Source organism: Vibrio sp. 1159, from assembly GCF_033340395.1.
GTDB classification, from domain to species: Bacteria; Pseudomonadota; Gammaproteobacteria; order Enterobacterales; family Vibrionaceae; genus Vibrio; species Vibrio alginolyticus.
Map to the genome: position 1 here is coordinate 13,253 of NZ_JAWOWL010000039.1, position 18,631 is coordinate 31,883.

Here is an 18,631-nt window from a genome sequence, read left to right on the forward strand (position 1 = left end):
TTAAGTATATGGATGTCACACAATGCTAAAAACCACGATTATTGGAGCCAGCGGTTACACCGGCGCAGAGTTAGCGTTAATGGTTAATAAACACCCACAACTCACGCTATCAGGTTTATACGTTTCCGCCAACAGTGTTGATGCGGGAAAGAGCATCGCGCAGCTACACGGTAAGCTAGCGGGCATCATTGATATGCCAGTTTTACCACTAACGGATCCACTGCAAATCGCTCAAGAATCGGACGTGGTGTTTTTGGCAACGGCTCACGAAGTCAGCCATGATTTAGCCCCAACTTTCTTGGAGACAGGCTGTCAGGTATTCGATTTATCGGGTGCATTCCGTGTGAAAAGTGAAGGCTTTTACGACACTTTTTATGGCTTCGCACATCAACATAACAACTGGCTAGATAAAGCAGCATACGGCTTAGCAGAGTGGAACCAAGAGCAGATTAAAACTACTCCTTTGATTGCGGTGGCAGGTTGTTACCCAACCGCTTCACAGCTTGCAATCAAACCTTTATTAGAACATGCGTTGCTCGATACCAACCAATGGCCAGTGATCAACGCAACCAGTGGTGTATCAGGTGCAGGGCGTAAAGCCTCCATGGTTAACAGCTTCTGTGAAGTGAGCTTGCAACCTTATGGTGTATTTAACCATCGTCACCAGCCAGAGATTGCTCAGCACTTGGGTTGCGATGTGATTTTTACTCCGCACCTCGGCAACTTTAAACGCGGCATTCTTGTCACTATCACCATGAAGCTTGCGCAAGGTGTGACAGAAGCACAAGTGGCACAGGCGTTTGAACAAGCTTATCAAGGCAAGCCTGCGGTGCGTCTTAAAGGCGACGGTATTCCACGTATTCAGGATGTCGAAAATACCCCTTTCTGCGATATCGGCTGGAAGGTACAAGGCGAACACATCATTGTGATTTCAGCTATCGACAACCTACTTAAAGGTGCATCGAGTCAAGCGATGCAATGTCTCAATATTCATTACGGTTACCCAGAACTGACAGCGTTGCTGTAGTCGTTGAAAGAGGGAAATGCGATGACGCAAACCAATCAAGCTCCTTTAGTCATTAAGCTAGGTGGTGCAGCTCTATCATGCACTCAAACCTTAAGCCAACTGTTTGGTGCCATTGCGGCTTACCAAAAATCGGCACAGCGACAAATCGCCATCGTTCATGGCGGTGGCTACCTAGTTGATGAGTTGATGGCAAAGCTTCAGCTTGAAACCGTAAAGAAAAACGGTTTACGCGTAACGCCTTACGATCAAATTCCTGTGATTGCAGGCGCGCTTGCAGGCACTGCGAATAAGTTACTTCAAGGTCAAGCGATTGCGGACGGTCTTAACGCTGTGGGTCTTAGCCTTGCGGATGGTGGTTTGTGTCTTGTTGAAGAACTTGACCCAGAACTCGGCGCGGTAGGCAAAGCATCACCGGGTGACTCAGCACTATTACAAGCGGTGCTAAACACAGGTGCACTGCCGATCATCAGTTCAATTGGTTTAACCAAAGATGGCCAGATGATGAATGTGAATGCTGATCAAGCAGCAGTCGCGGTTGCGGGCGCATTAGATGCGGAGTTAGTCCTGTTATCAGACGTGAGTGGTGTATTAGATGGAAAAGGCCATTTGATCAAAACCCTGTCAGAGCAGCAAGCTAACTCGTTGATCGATGGACATGTGATCACCGATGGCATGATCGTCAAAGTTAAAGCCGCTTTGGAGGCCGCCAATGATCTTGGCCGTCCAATTGAAGTCGCGACCTGGCGTTACCCAGAAAAATTAGCACAGTTATTCGCTGGTGAAAGTATTGGTACTCAATTCTTGCCTCAATAAGCATCAGCAAAAGAATTCAATATTAGGAAGTCGTAGTTGGCACTGACCGCCGAGCGCAGCGCCAGTTAAGTTTGGAGAAAAAACATGAGCAAAGTGAACGTAAATAAAGTGGTAGTCGCATACTCAGGCGGTCTAGATACTTCAGTAATTATCCCGTGGCTAAAAGAGAACTACGACTGTGAAGTAGTGGCTTTCGTTGCCGATGTTGGTCAAGGTGCCGAAGAGCTAGAAGGCATTGAAGCGAAAGCAAAAGCCTCTGGTGCTTCTGAGTGCTACATCGCTGACTTGAAAGAAGAAATGGTCGCAGACTACATTTACCCAACGCTAAAAACCGGCGCGTACTACGAAGGTAAGTACCTGCTAGGTACATCAATGGCGCGTCCAATCATTGCCAAAGCGCAGGTTGAAGTGGCACGTAAAGTGGGCGCGGACGCTCTGTGTCATGGCTGTACAGGTAAAGGTAACGACCAAGTACGTTTTGAAGGCGCATTCGCAGCACTAGCACCGGACTTACAAGTGATTGCACCTTGGCGTGAGTGGGACCTAGTGAGCCGTGAAGAGTGTTTGGATTACCTAGCTGAGCGTAATATTCCTTGCTCTGCGTCTCTTACTAAGATCTATTCGCGTGATGCAAACGCATGGCACATTTCGACGGAAGGCGGCGTTTTAGAAGATACGTGGAACGCACCAAACGAAGACTGCTGGGTGTGGACTGTCGACCCAGAGCAAGCGCCAAATGAAGCGGAATACGTCACGCTGAAAGTAGAAAAAGGTGAAGTGGTCGAAGTTGATGGTGAAGCGATGACACCATACAACGCACTGGTTTACCTAAATGAGAAGGGCGCTAAGCACGGTGTTGGCCGTATCGATATCGTGGAAAACCGTCTTGTTGGAATGAAGTCTCGTGGTTGTTATGAAACACCGGGAGGCACCATCATGATGGAAGCGCTGCGTGCTGTAGAGCAGCTTGTGCTAGACAAATCATCATTCGAATTCCGTGAGGAGCTAGGTCTAAAAGCGTCTCACCTTGTATACGATGGCCGTTGGTTTACGCCACTATGTAAATCGATCCTTGCCGCTTCAGAAGAGCTAGCGCAAGACGTTAACGGTGAAGTGGTTGTTAAGCTCTACAAAGGTCAAGCGACAGTGACGCAAAAACGTTCTGACAACAGCTTGTATTCAGAAGAGTTCGCGACTTTTGGTGAAGATGAAGTTTACGACCAAAGCCATGCAGGTGGGTTCATCCGTCTTTACTCGCTATCAAGCCGTATTCGTGCATTGAACAGCCAGAAGAAATAATCCCTTAACATCCATCTTGGATTGAATAAAGACCCGCCATTTATAGGCGGGTCTTTTGGTTTCTAAAAGCGGGTATCTAAAGTTGTTTTGAATATATATGTAAAAATATTGAATTTATACTTTATTTTTTATCGAAATTGCCGTAACGTTGACCCATAAGAAAAAGTGAGCAAATGACCATCAAATTGGTTACTACTCATTCGAGAACGTTAGAGTAAGCAATAGTCATCAGGAGAGACGCAATGGCATTATGGGGCGGAAGATTTACCCAAGCGGCAGACACCAGATTTAAAGAGTTCAATGATTCGTTGCGTTTTGACTACCGATTGGCTGAGCAAGACATCGTAGGTTCAATCGCATGGTCTAAAGCTCTGCTTTCTGTTGATGTGCTATCGGCAGAAGAACAGAAAAAACTGGAACTTGCTTTAAATGAGCTGAAGTTAGAAGTGATGGAAGACCCTCACCAAATTCTTCGCTCTGATGCAGAAGATATCCACTCTTGGGTTGAACAGCAGCTAATCAGTAAAGTGGGAGATTTAGGTAAAAAACTCCACACTGGGCGTTCTCGGAATGACCAAGTCGCCACAGACTTGAAACTTTGGTGTCGTCAGCAAGGTCAGCAATTATTGATTGCTTTAGATCGCCTACAAGCACAAATGGTCCATGTTGCTAAACAGCACCAAGGCACCGTATTGCCAGGCTATACTCACCTTCAGCGTGCTCAACCTGTAACTTTTGCTCACTGGTGCTTGGCTTATGTTGAAATGTTCGAGCGTGACTACTCTCGTCTGAATGATGCCTTACAGCGTCTCGACACTTGTCCACTTGGCTCGGGTGCGTTAGCGGGAACGGCTTATCCGATTGATCGCGAACAATTAGCACATAATCTCGGTTTCCACCGTGCTACGCGTAATTCACTCGATTCGGTTTCAGATCGTGATCATGTGATGGAACTGATGTCGGTGGCGTCGATTTCTATGCTTCACCTTTCTCGTCTTGCAGAAGATATGATCTTCTACAATTCAGGCGAGTCAAACTTCATTGAGTTAGCGGATACGGTGACATCTGGTTCGTCATTAATGCCACAGAAGAAAAACCCAGATGCACTTGAGTTGATCCGTGGTAAGACAGGGCGTGTCTATGGCGCATTATCGAGCATGATGATGACAGTTAAAGCCTTGCCATTGGCGTACAACAAAGACATGCAGGAAGATAAAGAAGGGTTGTTTGACGCTTTAGATACATGGAACGACTGCATGGAAATGGCAGCTCTGTGTTTTGACGGTATTAAAGTGAATGGCGAGCGCACACTAGAAGCGGCGAAACAAGGTTACGCAAACTCGACGGAGTTAGCTGATTACCTAGTGGCGAAAGGCATCCCATTCCGTGAAGCTCACCACATCGTCGGTGTCGCGGTCGTTGGTGCTATTGCTAAAGGTTGTGCGCTAGAAGAGCTGTCTATCGAAGAGTTAAAAGCCTTCTCAGAAGTCATTGAAGCGGATGTGTATGACATTCTGACTATCGATTCGTGTTTGGAAAAGCGTTGTGCTTTGGGTGGTGTTTCGCCTCATCAGGTCGCTTACGCGGTAGAACAAGCGGATAAGCGCCTGAGCCAGCGTGACAGCTCGGCGGTGAAAGTGCGTCCTGCACGTTTGACGGACATTGAAACGTTGGAAGGTATGGTTGCTTACTGGGCGAACCTTGGTGAGAATCTTCCGCGCTCTCGTAATGAGCTCGTGAGAGATATTGGCTCTTTCGCGGTGGCTGAGCATCATGGTGAAGTGACGGGTTGTGCTTCTCTATATGTGTATGACTCAGGGTTGGCTGAAATACGCTCTCTTGGTATCGAAGCGGGCTGGCAAGGCCAAGGGCAGGGCAGTGCGATTGTGAACTATTTGGTTGAGAAAGCGCGCCAGATGGCGATCAAGAAAGTCTTTGTTCTAACGCGAACGCCTGAGTTCTTTATGAAGCAAAGCTTTTTACCGACATCGAAGTCATTACTGCCGGAGAAAGTTCTGAAAGATTGCGATCAGTGCCCACGTCAACATGCATGTGATGAGGTAGCGCTTGAGATCAATTTAATGGAGCAAGTGATCCAAAAAACGCATGTGGCATGAACTGAAGTTGTGGAGTGATTTTATTAGCATTCAATGACATAGTCATTTTCCTGTTTACTTACATCAGTATTCGCTAAAAAAATCGAAAAAATTTGGAACCTTTGAGAGGAAGCCCGGTCTATTAAAGTACCACTGCTTTTTCTTAGAAGAATCTAAGAGAGCCCCAGAACTGACATTGGTTTTGGGGCTTTTTTCTATCTGTCACTTTTCTCTTTTTTATTCGCCTTTTTTTGTCCCTTTCGACGTTGCCAAGGCAAGATGACAAAACGCATCCATAAGTGTAGAAACAACAAAACGTTGAAAGCGAAGCCGGCAAAGATCAAAGCGATCGACTCGATGCTTTGTGGATCATCTTTGAGCGTAAACCACCACACAATCCAACACAGTACAGAAAGTACCGTCAATTGATCCAAGCATCGTTGGCAACGTCCAAGTTTTTTCCAAAACCAATGTTCCTCGCAGCGGCGACAAGTCATAGTGTTTTCCAAACCATTAGTGTTGCTTCAGATTATATATCTAACTATATGGTGGAAAGTGTTTCTTGTACCGGACTTAGAGCGCCATGACACAACCAAAAATGGAAAGTTAGCTTTGTAAAAGCTTTGTGGCACGTAATTGATGTATGGTGCGCTGTCAGTCTTTAACAGGAAATATAATGATGTCGACAGAGTTGAAACTTGCGCTAAGTATCGCTGGTGGGTTCTTTATGATCGGTGTTGTCGCGATTTGTATGGTCAGTCGCTATGCAATGATGGCAGCGTAAGAGAGATTTCATTGCGCCGAAGTAGTAAAGCAAAGCCTCGTTGATGACGAGGCTTTGCTTTATATTTAGATAGAAGCCTGAAAGCGTTAGCAGCCTGGGCCGCAGTCAAGACAATGTTTCACCATTTCTGGCCCTAAGTGTAGTTTTGCATTCAAATCACGTAGAGCGGTGCGGACGCCTTCTTCAATCACTGGGTGATAGAAGGGCATATCTAACATCTCAGAAATCGTCATCCTATTTTGGTGCGCCCACGCTAAAAGGTGCGCAAGATGCTCTGCATTCGGGCCCATCATTTCTGCACCTAAAAAACGTCCAGTGCCTTGCTCTCCGTAGACATGCAGAATACCTTTATTACGAAGCATGACGCGCGAACGTCCTTGATTTTCAAACGAGACTTCACCGGTTGCGAAACATCCACATGTGCCTAGACGTGTTTCTAGTTGTTTATATGTTTCGCCAACCATAGCAATTTGAGGGTCGGAGAACACGGCTGAAATTGGTGAGCGACGCAGACCCGCACGAATATCTGGGAAACGGCCTGCGTTGTCTCCAGCAATACGGCCTTGGTCAGCGGCTTCGTGCAGCAGTGGAATTTGGTTACTTGCATCACCTGCGATGAAGATGCTCTCTACCGAAGTTTGCAATGTATAGTGATCCGCCGTTGGTACGCCACGTTCATCGAGAGCCACATTGGTGTTCTCGATCGCCAGCTTATCGACGTTTGGACGACGACCCGTTGCGGCCAATACGTAATCGACAACGAAAGTTTCTAATTCGCCATCATGGTTGATGAATTGGATTTCGACCTTGTCTTCGCCGTCATTGTCTGACGAAGCAATGCGTTTCATGCTTTCGACTTTTACATCTGCATCAAGGTAGAACTCTTCCTTAAAGGCTTTATCTGCATACGCCATCACCTCTGGGTCTGTCAGTGGGCCCACTTGTCCTCCAAGGCCAAAGAGCTTCACGTTCACTCCTAGGCGGTGTAAAGCCTGACCCAATTCAAGGCCGATGACTCCTGGGCCAAATACTGCCACGGACTCTGGTAAGTCATCCCAGTCAAATACATCATCGTTAATCACTAGGCGATCACCCAGTTCATTCCAAGCTGCCGGATATGCTGGACGAGATCCTGTCGCAATAACAATGCGCTGTGCGGTGACCTGAGTATGATCATCTATGATGAGAGTGTGGTCATCGGCAAACTTCGCGTAGCCCGATAGTTTGTCTTCAGCGGGAATATCATCGACACTTTCAAGCACAAAGCCAACAAAACGATCGCGTTCGCGCTTTACACGATCCATAACTTCTCGTCCGTTAATTCGTACTTCACCTTGCGGGTGTATCCCAAATCCAGGTGCTTTTTCGATTTGATGAACACTTTCTGCTGCCGCAATTAACAGCTTAGACGGCATGCATCCGACACGAGCACAGGTTGTTCCGTAGGGACCGCCCTCAATCATTACCACGCTGTTGGTATGAGCTTTTGCTGCTCGATAAGCACCAAGACCAGCCGTACCGCCACCAATAATCGCTACGTCGACATTAACTTGTTTCATCGTGAACTCTCGCTTTTGTTTTAAGCCAAGCTAGCTACATTGAGCTTGGAGAGTGAATTGGATAGTTGAATCTGGATAAGTAGTCACCTTATTGGCAGATGACTACTTATCTAGACTAGTAGAAGAAGTGGTTTAGGGTTGGCCTCCGAGCCAAAAGGCACCGGAGACCGAGGGTGTAGGCTATGGACAGCTTAGCCTAGATACGCTTCTAGCTCTTCGCTACCGCCTATATGCTTGCCACCGATAAAGACTTGTGGAACAGTCGTGCGACCAGATATAGCTCGTAGACTAACTGTTGTTGCGTCTTTACCCAGAATCACTTCTTCATATTGAAGACCGTGGTCAATCAGATTTTGTTTCGCTTTCATACAGAAAGGGCAGCCTGGTTTAGTGAACACCGTGATGGATTCTTGCGTTTTGTAGTCAGGCGCTATGTAGTTCAGCATCGTATCTGCGTCTGACACCTTGAATGGGTCGCCTGGTTCGTTTGGCTCAATGAACATTTTTTCCACTATGCCATCTTTTACTAGCATGCTGTAACGCCATGAACGTTTGCCAAAGCCGATGTCGTTTTTATCCACTAACATACCCATGCCATCGGTGAATTCACCATTACCATCCGGGATGAAGGTAATGTTTTCTGCTTCTTGGTCTTGTTTCCATGCATTCATCACGAACGTATCATTGACCGAGACACAAATAATCTCATCCACTCCGTGCTCTTTAAATACAGGGAACAATTCGTTGTAACGAGGTAGATGGCTTGATGAACATGTTGGAGTAAATGCACCCGGTAAGCTAAATACGATAACGGTCTTACCTTTAAATAGCTCATCGGTCGTTACATTCACCCAAGAGTCACCTTGACGAACTGGAAAAGTAACTTGAGGGACTTGTTGACCTTCTTTAGATACAAACATAATGATTTCCTTTAACTATTTTAAATTATGCGTATAGAGCTTAGCGTTTTTCGTCGCTCTGTTTCGTTTTGTTGAGCCCATTATTGTAAAAATCCTTTGATAGCTCTAATCGTTTGGTGTTATGGTTTTGATAGGTATTAGCTATTGTTAAAGAAGCGAAGCGTGAATTATGAATATTCGAGATTTTGAGTACTTAGTTGCACTTGCGGAACATAAGCACTTTCGCAAAGCGGCAGAGGCATGTTTTGTTAGCCAGCCAACATTGAGTGGGCAAATTCGTAAACTAGAGGATGAACTCGGGACCACGCTTTTAGAGCGAAGCAGCCGACGTGTTTTGTTTACCGATTCAGGGTTACAGCTGGTGGAGCAGGCTAAACGCATCTTAAGTGAAGTGAAAACCTTCAGAGATATGGCAAGCGGTCAAAGCGGAGCCATGACTGGACCGATGCATATTGGTTTCATCCCGACGGTTGGGCCTTATCTACTACCCAAAATTCTGCCGCAGATAAAAGAAGCATTTCCTGAGCTGGAGCTATTTCTTCACGAAGCTCAAACACATCAATTAGTGCGTCAATTGGAAGAAGGCAAACTAGATTGCTTAGTTTTAGCTTCGGTTGATGAAACTGCGCCATTTAAAGAGATCGAAGTGTATCAAGAGCCATTAAGTGTCGCAGTGCCATGTGACCATGAGTGGGCCTCTCTCGACCATGTTGATATGTTGGAGCTGAATGGTAAAACCGTTTTAGCGTTGGGAGACGGCCACTGTCTGCGAGATCAAGCGTTAGGTTTTTGTTTTGCCGCTGGTGCAAAAGACGATGAGCGTTTTAAAGCCACCAGCTTGGAGACGTTACGCAACATGGTTGCTGCCGGTGCGGGGATTACGTTATTGCCTCAGCTTTCTATCCCTAATGAGAAGCAAAAAGATGGCGTATGCTACGTACCAGCTGTTAACCCAACCCCCTCGCGTAATATCGTTCTCGTATACCGTCCGGGCTCACCATTACGAGCTAGGTTTGAAGCTTTAGCAGCGAAGATTAAAGAGGTTTTGGCTTCTTATCCATCATTGAATGCTGCAGCATAAAAAGCAGAAATAAAAAAGGGAGAGCTTGATGCTCTCCCTTGTGCTTTTGTTATTTAGAACAGTTCTTCTGCGCCAGAGCCTGAAGAATAAATACTATCTTCTAAACGGTCGCCAGCGTATTCGGTAGGCTCCGTGCCTTTTTCAAAGTATTCGAACATTGATGTGCTATCTACTTTGTGCGTTAGCATACCGCTGTTGCGATCAATACGAACTCGAATAATATCCTCTGGAATATTTTTACCTTGCTCCGGCGTCCCTTCTAGCGCAACACGCATGAAGTCAATCCAAGCAGGCTCTGCGGTTTTCGCACCCGACTCGGCACCAGAAATTTGGCCTTGCCCTAGGTTGCTGTTAACGGTGGTGCGGCCAAGTGCACGTGAGTGATCATCAAAGCCAACCCAAGCTATGGCAACGACACCAGGTCCATAGCCATTGTACCAAGCATCCTTGGAATCATTCGTTGTACCCGTTTTACCCCCGATATCACGACGACCAAGTTTTTGCGCGCGCCAGCCTGTACCATTCCAACCTGTGCCTTCACGCCAGTTACCGCCACCCCAAATGTTGCTGTACATCATCTCACGCATTAAGAATGCATTCTGTTCAGAGATAACTTGTGGTGCATATTGAGGTTCATCATTTTCAAGGGCATTGTCTGTTGCAAGGCCATCAATTGCGACGTCTTGTTCGCCAAATTCATCAGCGTAGCGATTTTCTGGCTGCTCGCTCATTTGCGGACAATCCTTATGACAAACACTCTTTGGATTGGCTTTAAACAGTACTTCACCGAATGCATCTTCCACGCGTTCTACATAGAATGGTTCAACGTAATAACCACCGTTCGCAAACACAGAGTAACCTTGTGCCACTTTCATTGGTGTTAAGCTGCCAGCTCCGAGTGCGATGGTCTCTGAACGCGGTACTTGGTTAATATCAAAACCGAAACGAGTAAGGTACTGACGTGTCTCCTCGAGGCCAACTTCACGGAGTGTACGCACTGCCATGACGTTTTTTGATTGAGCTAAGCCGAGGCGAAGACGCGTTGGGCCACCATAAGTTGGTGGTGAGTTTTTTGGTCGCCAAGCTGAACCAGAACCTGCATCCCACTTGTTAATTGGCGCATCGTTAATCAAAGTCGCTAGAGTCAGCCCTTTGTCAATTGCTGCCGAGTAGATGAAAGGCTTGATACTTGAACCAACCTGACGCACTGACATGGTTGCACGGTTAAACTTGCTGTGAACAAAGTTGAAACCACCAACCAGCGACAATATCGCGCCATTTTCTGGGTTCATCGCAACAAACGCGGTGTTTGCTGTCGGCACTTGGCTCAGTTTCCAGCTCAGTGTTGTGTTGTCATCTTCATCGGTTTCACTTACTTCGCGAACCCAAACTTGTTGACCTGTCGCTAGCACATCATGCGCTGACTTTGGTGTTGAGCCTTGGCGGTTATCAGTAATGTACTTACGCGCCCAGTGCATTCCAGTCCAAGGGATGGTTTGCTCTTCATGGTTCTTAACCCATACTTGTGCCGTCTTATCATCGACTTTCGTCACAACCGCAGGGTAAAGGTCACCATAAGTTGGCTGTTTCTTCAGGTGCTTTTCTATTTGCTCATTGTCCCAGGTCGCTTCCCCTTCTTTCCAAAGCACACTTTCTGCACCACGGTAGCCATGACGTTCATCGTATGACAAGAGGTTATTTACCGCAGACGTATTTGCAGCATCTTGCAGTTTAGAATCCACAGTCATGTAGATATTCAAGCCAGAGGTATAAGCTTCCTCTTCACCGTATTCTTTTACTGCCCATGCACGAGCCAACTCTGCTACGTAAGGTGCGGAAAGCTCAATCTCAGCGCTATGATAACGCGCCACAATAGGCTCATTGCGTGCTTCGTCATACTGCTCTTGTGTAATGTATTTCTCATCAAGCATTCGCATTAATACAACGTTACGGCGTTTTGTTGCGCGCTCAAGAGAGTAAATTGGGTTCATGGTTGATGGCGCTTTTGGCATACCAGCGAGTGTTGCAATCTCACTTAACGTCAATTCATCAAGGCTCTTGCCAAAATACACTTGAGCGGCAGCACCAAAGCCATATGAGCGGTAACCAAGGAAGATTTTATTGACATAAAGCTCCATGATTTCTTGCTTACTTAAAAGCTGCTCAATATGGATAGCAATAAAAATCTCTTTAATCTTACGCATGATCTTCTTCTCATTAGATAAGAAGAAGTTACGAGCTAGCTGTTGCGTAATCGTACTTGCACCCTGTTTAGCCGAGCCTGAAACCGCAACAACAACCGCTGCACGAGTGATGCCGATAGGGTCGATACCAGGATGCTCATAGAAACGACTATCTTCGGTTGCGATGAGCGCGTGAATTAAGTCTTGAGGAATTTCGTCATAAGTAACAGGAATACGACGCTTTTCACCGAACTGTGCGATCAGCTTCCCGTCTTGACTAAACACCTTCATAGGTGTTTGTAATTCAACGTCTTTTAGAGTTGCAACATCTGGCAATTCAGGCTTCACGTACTGATAGAAGCCAAATATTGTGGTGACTCCAAGAATTATGCAAATCAATGTTAAAAATAATAAACGCTTTATGAACTTCACCGGAGAATCCCTGATTGGTTGAGGCTGTGTAACGGCAAACCCTTGTACTCTTAGGTCAAAAATTTAGCACATAAGAGATATTAACTCTTATTTGGATGCTAATAACAACCTTTGCACGAAGAAATTTCGGAGCGAGAGTAAGAGATGGATAAGCTAATCGTTACCGGCATCGATATAGGCCATAACAGCCTCAAAGCCGTAGTACTTAAACCCACAGGCAACAATTACGCTCTGTTGGGTTACAAAGAAATATTACTAAAGGAAGGTATTGTCGCTGAAAATAACACCATAAATCATCAAGAAATTGTAAAGACCCTCAAGCAGATAAAAAAAGAACTGCCTTTTGGCGCTAAAAAAGTTGCGATTTCAGTTCCTGATAACTCGGTAATTAGCAAGAAACTGCAAATAGAACAAAATCTTGAAGAGAGTGAAGTTGAGTTTGCAGTGATACAAGCCTTTTCTCATCAATCGCCATTCCCTGTCGAAGAGCTGAGTTTAGACTTCGTTCGTCTTCTCGCGGAGGGCGGGCAGAGTGGCAGTGATAGCTATCAAGTGTTTGCGACAAGAAAAGATGTGGTAGAAGGCCGAGTCGATGCATTACAAAAGTCCGGACTAAAACCTGTTTTAGTGGACGTGCATTCGCAAAGCCTTGGTCATATCTGGAAGCTCACCGCCGATCGCTTTCCTGACAAAAACAAATACTGCTTACTCGATATTGGCACCTTATCGAGCTCCTTCACCATGTTTACCGAACAAGGTGAACTGTTTCACAAAGAGTTTGCTTACGGCACACGCGGAGCAAACAGCGCTTCTCCAGTCGATTTTCTGTCCGATGATGCTCAGGAGAAAACAGAGCTGTTTAACCGTCAAATCGTAGAGCGAGTAAAGCGCCAGATGCAGCTCTATACCTCAATCAATGGCTCACAAAACATCAAGGGTATCTGGTTATCAGGGGAAGGGGCCTCCACTCCCATGCTCGCAGAGGAGTTGTCTCAACAATTGTCGTTAGAGTGTGAATTGCTAAATCCGCTAGGGCTATTTGAGATGAAGGTGTCTAAGCGTAAGCGTCGCGCTGTGGATTGGCAGCATTTCTCAACAGCAGCCGGACTGGCCGTTCGTGGCATTCATTGGCTAGGAGGTGCCCGTGCTTTATCGCATTAATTTACTTCCTTGGCGAGAGAATCAAAGAGAAGAGCACCGACGTCGTTTCATCAGTTTGGTCGCATTAGGCATGTTGGTCGCTGTTGGCATCCAGTGGGGTATTGGAAAGTTTTTTGAGTACCAACAAGATCAACAACAGGAGCGGCTCGATTACCTCACTCACTACATTGCCGAACTCGACCAGCGTATTGAAGCAATGAAAATTGCAGAGCAAGAGCACAGCAAAATCCTCGAACGTCTAAAGGTCGTTGAAGGTTTACAAAACGGACGAAACAAAACGACCGAGTTCATGAACTTAATGCCTGCCGTTATCCCTGAAGGTGTATATGTCGACAAGATCAAAATGAATGATCTGGAAATTGAGATCTCTGGGATCTCAGATAGCACTCCAAAACTTGCCACGATGCTGGACAACATGGAGCGCTCGGCCAAGTTGAACGACGTAGAAATGCATTCCATCGTTCACGGCAAAGCCCGTTTTGGGAAAGAGTTTCAAACATTCAAAGTGTCTTTCATGTTCAAAGTAACGGAGAAGAAATTGGAGGCTCAACGTGGTTGATTGGCAGGATCTCGAAATAGATGAAATGGCCGAGTGGCCATTGTTGCCCCAGATTGTAGTAATCGCGCTTCTGATCATGGCGATTCAAGGCTTAGGTTATTGGTTTTACCTTAAACCGAAAGAAGAACAGTTGAATCACTTGATCCAGCAGGAGCAGACACTCAAGGTGGCATTGAAGATCAAAGCGAACAAAGTGGCAGCGTTGCCTCAGCTTCAATCTCAATTGGATGAACTTACCACTCGTTACGAGTTATTACTGCAACAACTGCCTGCGCAAAAAGAGCTGGCTACAATGCTCGCTTCAGTGAATGAGCTTGGCATCGACAATAAGCTGACTTTCACCCGAATCGACTGGGGCGAAAAACAATCAGAGCACTTCCTTTATCGTCTTCCTTTAAACATAGAGTTAACGGGCGACTTTCATGACATCGGCCATTTTTCTCAGGCGATAGCGACGCTACCTCGAATCATCACGTTTAAAGATGTGACTTGGCAACGTGTCAGCCAAGAGAGTGAAACCCTGCACTTTCGGGTGCGCGCTAACACCTATCAGTTTAAGCCGGAGGAGACGAAAAATGACAAGTAAGTCTTTGTTGCTGGTACTGATGGGTTCTCTATTGATGGGTTGCCAGGCGAATGATGAATCATTGACGGATTTTATTCGAGGAGTGGAAACACAGGCGCGTCGAGAGGTCGAGAAGCTTAAGCCCGCAGACAAATATGTTGCAGTCACGTACGCACCGGAAGTACAGCGTGCACCCTTTGAATTACCCAAAGAAGCCACTATCGCGACTCAGCCAGTTGCAAGAAAAGATTGTTGGCAACCGCCCTCAAGAAGGCGAACTGGTAAATTAGAAAAATTCCCATTAAGCCAATTACGTTTGAAAGGTGTCATGGGCATGGATAACACGGTTTCTGGCCTTGTTCAGGCTCCCAATGGCACCGTCTATAAAGTTAAGCCGGGTCAATACCTCGGACGCAATAATGGCAAAGTGACCCATGTCAGCCACTCCTACTTGTTGATTAATGAAACGTTGCCCGACGGCTTAGGATGTTGGCAAAAACGTAAAGTTAAGTTGGCTTTGAGATAGCCCCATTTATTTTTGATATTGAGTAATGAAAATGAGACAAGGATTAACACGTACACCAAGGATACTTACTGGGCTCTTCTCCTTATGGTTGTTTGTATTTTTAGCCCCTTTAGCGGCAGCTGAAGAAGTTTCGTCCAATGCCCTAAAAAGTATCGACTTTCGAACTAATAAAGATAAAGACGCCGTGATTGTCGTCGAATTGGCGTCACCGGCCGCGATTGTAGATATCAAGCGTGTACAGGAAGGGTTAAGTATCGATTTGCTTAACACTTCAGTAAAAGACGAGCAATTGTATCTCCTAGACGTGAAAGACTTTTCGACTGTGGTTGAGAGCGTAGAAGTGTTTCGCTATACCTCAACTACGCGCTTGGTTGCGCACATCAATGAAGAATACATGCATGATTACCGTTTAACGGGGCGTTTTTTGGAAATCAAAGTAGCGAAGATCAAACCCAATGAGAAAGCCCCAGATAAAAGCATTTTAGAAAGAGAAGGTAAGCTTATTTCGATTAACTTCCAAGATATTCCTGTGCGAAACGTCTTGCAGCTTATTGCTGATTACAACCAATTCAATTTGGTTGTCTCCGACTCTGTAGAAGGCAACCTCACGCTTCGTCTTGATGGTGTCCCTTGGCAGCAAGTGCTGGATATTATTTTGCAAGTTAAGGGGTTAGATAAGCGTGTTGATGGCAACGTGATTTTAGTTGCTCCGACTGATGAGTTGGACTTGCGTGAGAAGCAGCAGTTAGAAAAACAAAAATTGACGGAAGAAATGGGAGAGCTTTCATCTGAAATCATCAAAGTTAATTTTGCTAAAGCATCAGATATTGCGGAGATGATCAATGGAGAAGGAAATATCAGCATGCTGTCAGAGCGCGGCAGTATGACCATTGATGAGCGAACTAACTCGTTATTGATTAGAGAGTTACCTGAAAACATCGAGGTGATTCGAGAAATTATTGAGTCTTTGGATATTCCAGTTAAACAGGTTCAAATTGAGGCGCGTATTGTGACCATCAATGAAGGTAACATGGACGAGTTAGGGATTCGTTGGGGTTTTACATCTATTAATGGCAGTAATACAGTGGGCGGTTCTATTGAGAACAACCTCGCCACGATCGGTCTTTATAATGGAGAAGGGGGCGACGACGGTGGTGACGGTGATGGAGTGGGGATCGATGACTTCCTAAATGTAAACTTAGCTGCAACCAGCCCGAATGCGACCAGTCTTGCTTTCCAAGTTGCGAAGTTAGGATCAGACACACTACTTGATTTGGAACTTTCTGCGCTGCAACAAGAGTCTAAAGCTGAGATTATCTCGAGCCCACGTTTGATCACTACCAATAAGAAACCAGCCTATATCGAACAAGGTACAGAGATTCCTTACCTAGAGTCATCATCAAGTGGTGCAACGACGGTGACGTTCAAAAAGGCGGTATTAAGTTTGAAGGTGACCCCGCAAATCACACCGGATAACCGCTTAGTGTTGGATTTAAGTGTCACGCAAGATAGACCTGGACAAGTCGTGAAGACAGGCACTGGTGAAGCTGTTGCGATTGATACTCAACGTATCGGGACGCAAGTGTTAGTGAATAATGGTGAAACGGTCGTTCTTGGTGGTATTTTTCAGCACAGCATTACTAACTCGGTGGACAAAGTGCCTTTGTTGGGCGATCTGCCGCTATTAGGTGCGCTTTTTCGTCGAAGCTATGAAAATGTTGGCAAAAGTGAGCTGTTAATTTTCGTCACGCCTAAGGTGGTGATTCAGTAGTTCTGTCTCGGGAAAAACTGATTAAATCAAAAATAAAGTTGCAATAGTGGCACCATGCTTGGATAATTTCGGGTCTTATCACGAATTATCTGTGAGGAACTGGTGCCACAAGCCTTGTAGAACAGCAGTTTAGCTGTGTTTTCTTGTGGCGATCTTATTGAATCAATGTTGTAAATTACTGCTAAACATGGCTGAGAAACGTAATATTTTCCTTGTTGGCCCAATGGGCGCCGGCAAAAGTACAATTGGTAGACATCTAGCACAGCAACTGCATATGGAGTTTGTTGACTCCGATACAGTGATCGAAGAACGCACTGGTGCAGACATCTCTTGGGTTTTTGATGTAGAAGGTGAAGAAGGCTTCCGCAAGCGTGAAGAAGCGGTACTTGAAGACCTAACACAAGAGCAAGGCATCGTGCTTGCGACTGGCGGTGGCTCTGTTAAGAGCAAAGAAAACCGCAATCGTCTTTCGGCACGTGGTGTTGTTGTTTACTTAGAAACGACGATTGAAAAGCAACTTGCGCGTACAAACCGCGACAAGAAGCGTCCTTTACTTCAAACGGATAACCCTCGCGAAGTACTGGAGCAATTAGCTGAAGAACGTAATCCTTTATATGAAGAAGTAGCGGATTACACTGTTCGCACTGACGATCAAAGTGCAAAAGTGGTAGCCAACCAGATCGTAAAAATGCTAGAAGAGAGATAAGTCTTTATCTTTTTTTTAATTGGAGCAAACCGATGGAACGGATTACGGTCAACCTAGCTGAGCGTAGCTACCCAATCTCTATTGGCGCCGGGTTATTTGAGGACCCGGCGTACCTCTCTCAAGTTCTCTCAAACAAAAATGCAAAACAAAAAGTTGTTGTGATCAGTAATGTCACAGTGGCACCTTTGTATGCAGACAAAATTTTAAAGCAACTCGAGCAGCTCGGTTGTAGTGCATCCTTGTTAGAATTGCCTGACGGTGAACAGTACAAAAACTTGGATGTATTTAATCAAGTAATGAACTTCTTACTGGAAGGGAGTTATGCTCGTGATGTTGTGATCATCGCGTTAGGTGGTGGTGTTATTGGCGATCTTGTGGGTTTTGCGTCTGCCTGTTACCAGCGTGGGGTCGACTTTATTCAAATACCGACCACATTACTATCCCAAGTGGACTCTTCGGTTGGTGGAAAAACCGCGGTTAACCATCCGTTGGGTAAGAACATGATAGGCGCGTTTTACCAACCTAAAGCAGTGATCATTGATACCAACTGCCTGTCGACGTTGCCTGAACGTGAGTTCGCTGCGGGTATCGCCGAAGTCATTAAGTACGGCATTATTTACGATGCAGATTTTTTTGTATGGTTAGAAGACAATCTTGAGCGCTTGTATGCGTTGGATGAAGAAGCACTAACTTATGCGATCGCACGTTGCTGTGAAATAAAAGCGGAAGTGGTGGCTCAGGATGAGAAAGAGTCGGGCATCCGTGCTTTGCTTAACTTAGGTCACACCTTTGGTCATGCGATTGAAGCGGAACTTGGCTATGGCAATTGGCTGCATGGTGAAGCGGTATCTTCCGGCACTGTTATGGCGGCCAAAACGTCGCATCTACGCGGTCTGATCTCGGAAGAGCAATTTGAGCGTATTGTTGCGATTTTGCGTCGTGCAAAACTGCCTGTGCATACTCCAGACAGTATGAATTTCGATGACTTCATCAAGCACATGATGCGAGATAAGAAAGTCCTCTCTGGTCAATTACGATTGGTTTTGCCTACAGGCATTGGCACTGCCGAGGTAATTGCTGATACGACACAAGACGTACTCAAACAGGCAATAGACTTCGGTCGCGATATTTAACCTTGTAATGGCGCCT

16 protein-coding genes are annotated in these 18,631 nt (G+C 45.8%); 12 read left to right on the forward strand and 4 right to left on the reverse strand.

Features of this window, described 5'->3' with window-relative positions:
* Window positions 1–22 precede the first annotated feature (22 nt).
* From argC to argH, 4 genes are all read left to right on the forward strand, one after another.
* Window positions 23–1,027, forward strand: a complete 1,005-nt coding sequence (gene argC / locus R7127_RS22110; protein WP_213895670.1) for an N-acetyl-gamma-glutamyl-phosphate reductase — start codon at window positions 23–25, stop codon at window positions 1,025–1,027.
* A gap of 21 nt (window positions 1,028–1,048) precedes the next feature.
* On the forward strand, window positions 1,049–1,840 hold the full coding sequence (gene argB, locus R7127_RS22115; protein WP_005381333.1) for an acetylglutamate kinase: 792 nt from the start codon (window positions 1,049–1,051) through the stop codon (window positions 1,838–1,840).
* A gap of 84 nt (window positions 1,841–1,924) precedes the next feature.
* Complete coding sequence (locus tag R7127_RS22120; RefSeq protein ID WP_017821738.1) at window positions 1,925–3,139, forward strand: argininosuccinate synthase; 1,215 nt, start codon at window positions 1,925–1,927, stop codon at window positions 3,137–3,139.
* Window positions 3,140–3,381: 242 nt separating this feature from the next.
* The gene (gene argH / locus R7127_RS22125; protein ID WP_053304155.1) at window positions 3,382–5,256 is read left to right on the forward strand and encodes an argininosuccinate lyase; all 1,875 of its coding nucleotides are present in this window, start codon (window positions 3,382–3,384) and stop codon (window positions 5,254–5,256) included.
* Window positions 5,257–5,450: 194 nt separating this feature from the next.
* Here argH and R7127_RS22130 read toward each other — a convergent pair whose 3' ends face one another.
* The 3 genes from R7127_RS22130 to R7127_RS22140 all read right to left on the reverse strand — a co-directional run bounded on the left by R7127_RS22130 (window position 5,451) and on the right by R7127_RS22140 (window position 8,498).
* Window positions 5,451–5,732: a DUF3624 domain-containing protein gene (locus R7127_RS22130; RefSeq protein ID WP_025768083.1), complete on the reverse strand. Its 282-nt coding sequence runs from the start codon at window positions 5,730–5,732 to the stop codon at window positions 5,451–5,453.
* Between the two features lie 373 nt (window positions 5,733–6,105).
* The gene (locus tag R7127_RS22135) at window positions 6,106–7,578 is read right to left on the reverse strand and encodes a dihydrolipoyl dehydrogenase (protein WP_053304156.1); all 1,473 of its coding nucleotides are present in this window, start codon (window positions 7,576–7,578) and stop codon (window positions 6,106–6,108) included.
* Window positions 7,579–7,769: 191 nt separating this feature from the next.
* Window positions 7,770–8,498 carry a redoxin family protein gene (locus R7127_RS22140; RefSeq protein ID WP_318142086.1) on the reverse strand — a complete coding sequence of 243 codons (729 nt, stop codon included), beginning with the start codon at window positions 8,496–8,498 and terminating at the stop codon, window positions 7,770–7,772.
* Between the two features lie 169 nt (window positions 8,499–8,667).
* On the opposite strand from R7127_RS22140, the gene oxyR reads away from it, so the two are divergent.
* Window positions 8,668–9,579: a DNA-binding transcriptional regulator OxyR gene (oxyR, locus tag R7127_RS22145; protein ID WP_005381326.1), complete on the forward strand. Its 912-nt coding sequence runs from the start codon at window positions 8,668–8,670 to the stop codon at window positions 9,577–9,579.
* 53 nt (window positions 9,580–9,632) lie between these two features.
* Here the strand turns inward: oxyR and R7127_RS22150 are convergent, their stop codons facing one another.
* Window positions 9,633–12,194, reverse strand: a complete 2,562-nt coding sequence (locus R7127_RS22150) for a penicillin-binding protein 1A (protein ID WP_033907303.1) — start codon at window positions 12,192–12,194, stop codon at window positions 9,633–9,635.
* 144 nt (window positions 12,195–12,338) lie between these two features.
* Between R7127_RS22150 and pilM the strand changes: the two genes are divergently transcribed.
* From pilM to aroB, 7 genes are all read left to right on the forward strand, one after another.
* Entirely contained in the window at window positions 12,339–13,355 is a 1,017-nt protein-coding gene (gene pilM / locus R7127_RS22155) for a type IV pilus biogenesis protein PilM (RefSeq protein ID WP_033907304.1), read from the forward strand.
* The gene (locus R7127_RS22160) at window positions 13,339–13,914 is read left to right on the forward strand and encodes a PilN domain-containing protein (protein WP_005381323.1); all 576 of its coding nucleotides are present in this window, start codon (window positions 13,339–13,341) and stop codon (window positions 13,912–13,914) included. Before pilM ends, R7127_RS22160 begins: the two co-directional genes overlap by 17 nt.
* Entirely contained in the window at window positions 13,907–14,500 is a 594-nt protein-coding gene (locus R7127_RS22165) for a type 4a pilus biogenesis protein PilO (RefSeq protein ID WP_033907305.1), read from the forward strand. Before R7127_RS22160 ends, R7127_RS22165 begins: the two co-directional genes overlap by 8 nt.
* Entirely contained in the window at window positions 14,490–15,005 is a 516-nt protein-coding gene (locus R7127_RS22170; protein WP_005382766.1) for a pilus assembly protein PilP, read from the forward strand. The genes R7127_RS22165 and R7127_RS22170 overlap by 11 nt, the downstream gene beginning before the upstream one ends.
* A 25-nt stretch (window positions 15,006–15,030) precedes the next feature.
* Window positions 15,031–16,776 carry a type IV pilus secretin PilQ gene (locus tag R7127_RS22175; protein ID WP_033907306.1) on the forward strand — a complete coding sequence of 582 codons (1,746 nt, stop codon included), beginning with the start codon at window positions 15,031–15,033 and terminating at the stop codon, window positions 16,774–16,776.
* Between the two features lie 187 nt (window positions 16,777–16,963).
* Window positions 16,964–17,482, forward strand: a complete 519-nt coding sequence (gene aroK, locus R7127_RS22180) for a shikimate kinase AroK (protein ID WP_005381319.1) — start codon at window positions 16,964–16,966, stop codon at window positions 17,480–17,482.
* A gap of 32 nt (window positions 17,483–17,514) precedes the next feature.
* On the forward strand, window positions 17,515–18,615 hold the full coding sequence (gene aroB, locus R7127_RS22185) for a 3-dehydroquinate synthase (protein ID WP_005381318.1): 1,101 nt from the start codon (window positions 17,515–17,517) through the stop codon (window positions 18,613–18,615).
* Window positions 18,616–18,631 lie beyond the last annotated feature (16 nt).